The following is a 4,488-nucleotide window of genomic DNA, read 5'->3' on the forward strand; positions in this document are numbered from 1 at the left end:
GTTGACTGTTGACGTTGTACCGAAAGCTCGGAGGCGACAGCAAAACATGACTGATGACTGATGACTAATGACTGATGACTGATGACTGTTGACTGTTGACTGTTGAGTGTTGACTGTTGACTGTTGAGTGTTGACTGTTGACGTTGTACCGAAAGCTCGGAGGCGACAGCAAAACATGACTGATGACTGTTGACTGTTGACTGTTGAGTGTTGACTGTTGACTGTTGAGTGTTGACGTTGTACCGAAAGCTCGGAGGCGACAGCAAAACATGACTGATGACTGATGACTAATGACTGATGACTAATGACTGATGACTAATGACTGATGACTAATGACTAATGACTAATGAATTCTCCTACAACTTGAGGAATCTAACTTGAGATAGATGAAAAGCTCCTGTTTCTATTCCTATACTTAAAAAAGTGTTTGAGTGCCTAGCTTTGTAATGCTAGCCATTTACAAAATCACCATGCCTTTGAGCAGATCACAATAGAAAGGATCATTTTTATGAACAGACTAACTGCATTTCTGAAAAAAATTCGAGCTGTACAAATTTTAACAGTGTTTCTAGCCGGCATTTTAGTATTAGTGAGCACTGCTTGCAGTCGCGCTGATGCGATGACAGGAAAAACTTCCGACCAAATTAGAGAAGAAGTGCCTTCTGAGGCTGTAAATTCTGTATACAAAGGCGGCCAGAATCAATACGGCGATGAAGATCCCAGAAACAAAACTGTTACAGCAGCAGAAGCAAAAGCTCAGCTTCTTAAAGATCAAGCCCAGCGCCGCATCGACACTAAATCTAGCAGCGACGTGGGCGAAAATGTGCGGCGGGTAAGGGATGATGCGTCCGACAAACTCGACCAAATTGGCGACAAGGTGAATGACAATGCTCGCAATGCTCAGCGCAAAGCTGATGACTTTGGCGACAAAACCAAAGAAGGCTTTGCTAACCTTAAAGAAAACACTCGCGAAGGTTTGAAGGGAGCAAAAGACATTGTTAAAGAAGCTACCGAGGGAGCGAAAGAAAGAGCAGCAGAGGGTACTGAGTCGCTGAAATATAATGTCAGCCAAGGCAAGGAAAATGTCAAAGATGCAGCGCGAAATGTAAGATACAGCGCTGAAGATGCTTCGGACAAGGTTCGCGCGAAAGTCGATCGAGATATTGACAGAACTCAACGAGCAGCAGAAAGAGCAGCAGATGCGATCGACTAATTTCAAATAACGTTGAGAAACGAAGCAATATTATTTTTTGGCGATTGCTTCGCTGCTCGCAAATAACCAGCAATATACAGCGTGTTCCAGGTTTATGATGTACGCCTCATATAAACCTGGGATACGCTGTATCTTTTTGCAGGAGCCATTTTACTGGTTTCACGATCGAGCTATATTAAATTACTTAATTATAAGCTGTATTCTTTAAGACACTATACTTCAGTAATCCTACTGGATTTGGCATTAATTTAACCGCATTTGAGATTAACCGCAGCAATTTACACGTAAGTAAAAGACTCTAAATTCGATCGCCTAAGTATAAAATGTTGTTTGGCAGATCACTATAATTTGCGATCGGCAACTATCAAATTATGCTGTTTATGCCCTAAGATAGTTACACTAACTGTTCTCAAGTTAGTGTCTGGATTGAGGTCAGTGGAAATGAATGCAACAGTAGATGTAGTAAATTTGACAGTAATGCCGGGATATCGCCCGATCGCGCAATTGTACGCCGATTCTCGATCGGCTGCTGTTGGGGCTGCGCCAGAAAAACACCTGCAACCGGGCAGCAGCAAGCTCTTGCTAGTTTGGCAACCGGCGCGCTACGGTCGAATATCTCAATATTACCGGCAAAATTCTTGCCTGAAGTATAAAACCTTGGGCCTGCCGTTAGGTCAAGCGTGGCGGCTGACAGAATACGACTGATTTGTATCAGTGCAGTTAATTGCATCTACTTGCATCGCTAGAAATAGTCTTTAAGCGCACAGACATTCTCGACGAACTCGAACAAAGCCGAGTAAGTTACTAATATATCAAACATCCCAATATGGGAGTTTATCTTGACTGTTACTAGCCAGATAAATTTGTTGTATAAAATCGATCCAAAAAAGGCGACGGATTCGCGATATATTGCCGCCGCAATCCGAAGCAGAGCGACAGGGGGATGCAGGCAAACTTTATTTGGGAAATTTTGTTTTGATGCTAGTAACAATGATGCACGACTTTTACGATGCGCTGGCACAGTTAGCAATCTATGCCGGTGCCGCACCGACGGAGCGCCAACAAATCCTGAATCGCGTTGAGACGAGTCAGAAAAAACTCAAAGAATTAGCGCAGCTTTCCCCCATCGATTACCAGCACAAAGTCGAGCTGGTTGAGGCAGAATGGCGGGGCGTTTTGGGGCAGAAAGCAGAAGCAATGGAATTGTACGATCGAGCTATTGCCGGAGCTAAAGCTAATGAATATTTGAATGAAGAAGCTCTCGCCTGCGAGCTGGCTGCTAAGTTTTACCTGTCGTGGGGCAGAGAAAAAATTGCCAGAGTCTACATGATAGATGCCTGCAATTGCTACGCTCGCTGCGGAGATAGAGCCAAAATTGATGACTTAGAAAAATGCTATCCTCAATTGTTATTGCCGAGTTTGCAGCCAGCAGCACTAGGTGCAAATCCCTTAGCAACCTTCGCAAAAATTGCTAGCAAAAATTACTCGCTGCATCCATCTATTTATTCATCTGTGTCGCGTCACATCTCGGATTTTGGAGTTTTTTCAACTCTGCTAAAAGCTTGTCAAGCGCTTTCTAGTGAATTAGAACTCGATCGGCTGATTGTAAAACTTATGCAACTGGCGGCGAGCAAGACAGGAGCTGACAAAGCAGTGCTGGTGTTACCAAACGGCAGTAAATGGGAAGTCGCTGCTGCAAGCGCGATCGACAATTTGGGCCTCGAAAGGGCGATCGGCTTAACATCCGCAGCACTCGATGAAAACAGCGAGATCCTGCCCCTGAAAATTGTTGACTGCGTTAAAAACTTCTTGAAACCCGTGATTGTGCGGAACATCGCTGAAAATTGCGATCGCGATTCCGACTCCTACATCCTTAAATACCAACCGCAGAGCCTGTTGTGTTGGCCGATTCTCGATCGAGGTAACTTAGTCGGCATTTTGTATCTAGAAAATCGGTTAAATGCAGGAGTTTTTACCCGCGATCGCTTGCAATTTCTCAATCTCCTGTGTTCCCAAGCCGCCATCAGTTTTTCCAAGGCCGTGCTCTACAAGAAATCTCAGGATTACAGCCAACAATTAGAGCGATTGCTAACAAAATTCAGCCGCACCGAAGCTCAGCTTGCCGAGCAGAAACAAATGCTCCAAGCGATTCTGGATGTCGCTCCAATTTGGATTTGGATGGTGAATCCCAAGGGGAAAGTACATTTTTTTAACAATACTTTTTGTCAAGATGTGGGCGCGCCTCTGAGCGCTTTTCTAGCTGTCGAGCATTACAAAGATATACTGGGGGAAAATGCAGCGAACTGTCTGGTTTCAGATGCCGCTTGCCTTGCCCAAGATTCGCCGCATTACTCTAGCGAAACTCTTACATTGGCTGACGGCAAACAACATTATTTAGAAGTCACGAAAGTGCAGTTAAAAAATTCCGAAGGCGAGACTGTCGGGATTATTGGTTTGGGTGTTGATGCCACCGATCGCAAGCAAGCACATGAACTTTTGCAACAGCAAAATCAACAGCTAGAACAAACTTTGAAAGATTTACAGCAAGCGCAACTGCAAATAGTGCAAAGCGAGAAAATGTCGGCTTTGGGCAATTTAGTCGCCGGAGTCGCCCACGAAATCAACAATCCGATTGGGTTTATTTCGGGCAATTTAACCGAAGCTAAAAGGAGTTTGGCAGATATTGTAGAACACTTAGAATTGTATCGCTCCGATGCACCGAAATGGGAGATTGCCAATCATGCCGAAGAGATAGAGATCGATTATATTTTGGAAGATTTGCCGAAGATGATCGATTCAATGCAAGTCGGGTGCGATCGCATTTCCAGCATCAGTACCAGCCTCCGCACTTTTTCCAGAGGAGACAAAGACTACAAAGTTCCTTTTAATGTTCACGATGGCATTAATAGCGCTATTTTAATTTTGAAACACCGCCTCAAAGCCAACGAATTCCGCCCGCAGATCGAAGTGATAACTAAATACGGCAGTCTCCCTAAAATCCAATGTTTCCCCGGTCAATTAAATCAAGTTTTCATGAACCTGCTTGCAAATGCGATCGATGCCTTAGAAGAATCAAATCTAGGGCGCAGTTTTAGCGACATTGCCGCCTATCCCAACCGCATCACTATTTGCACTGAGGTACTGGGGGAAGGGCAGATTCAAATTAAAATTGCTGATAACGGCACCGGCATGAAAGAGGAAGTCAAAAAGCATATATTCGACCATTTGTTTACGACGAAATGTGTCGGAAAAGGCACTGGATTGGGGTTGACAAT

3 protein-coding genes and 2 pseudogenes are annotated in these 4,488 nt (G+C 44.3%); 4 read left to right on the forward strand and 1 reads right to left on the reverse strand.

The window, feature by feature from the left end:
• Window positions 1-266 (reverse strand): hypothetical protein (locus WBA89_RS11585; protein ID WP_424406499.1); only part of this gene is annotated, 266 nt, incomplete at its 3' end.
• 242 nt (window positions 267-508) lie between these two features.
• Here WBA89_RS11585 and WBA89_RS11590 point away from each other — a divergent pair.
• The 4 genes and pseudogenes from WBA89_RS11590 to WBA89_RS11605 all read left to right on the forward strand — a co-directional run.
• Window positions 509-1,213 carry a DUF6658 family protein gene (locus tag WBA89_RS11590; protein WP_424406501.1) on the forward strand — a complete coding sequence of 235 codons (705 nt, stop codon included), beginning with the start codon at window positions 509-511 and terminating at the stop codon, window positions 1,211-1,213.
• Window positions 1,214-1,654: 441 nt separating this feature from the next.
• Window positions 1,655-1,918: a hypothetical protein gene (locus WBA89_RS11595; RefSeq protein WP_424406503.1), complete on the forward strand. Its 264-nt coding sequence runs from the start codon at window positions 1,655-1,657 to the stop codon at window positions 1,916-1,918.
• A gap of 909 nt (window positions 1,919-2,827) precedes the next feature.
• Window positions 2,828-3,649, forward strand: a pseudogene (locus tag WBA89_RS11600) (GAF domain-containing protein); the annotation flags it as partial.
• A gap of 63 nt (window positions 3,650-3,712) precedes the next feature.
• Window positions 3,713-4,488 (forward strand): annotated as a pseudogene (locus WBA89_RS11605) (sensor histidine kinase); the annotation flags it as partial.

Origin of the sequence: Microcoleus sp., from assembly GCF_049646505.1 — a bacterium.
Lineage (GTDB): Bacteria > Cyanobacteriota > Cyanobacteriia > Cyanobacteriales > Microcoleaceae > Microcoleus.

Coding starts and splice junctions, on each gene's coding strand:
- WBA89_RS11590 (WP_424406501.1), top strand. CDS start 509: ATGAACAGACTAACTGCATTTCTGAAAAAAATTCGAGCTGTACAAATT.
- WBA89_RS11595 (WP_424406503.1), top strand. CDS start 1,655: ATGAATGCAACAGTAGATGTAGTAAATTTGACAGTAATGCCGGGATAT.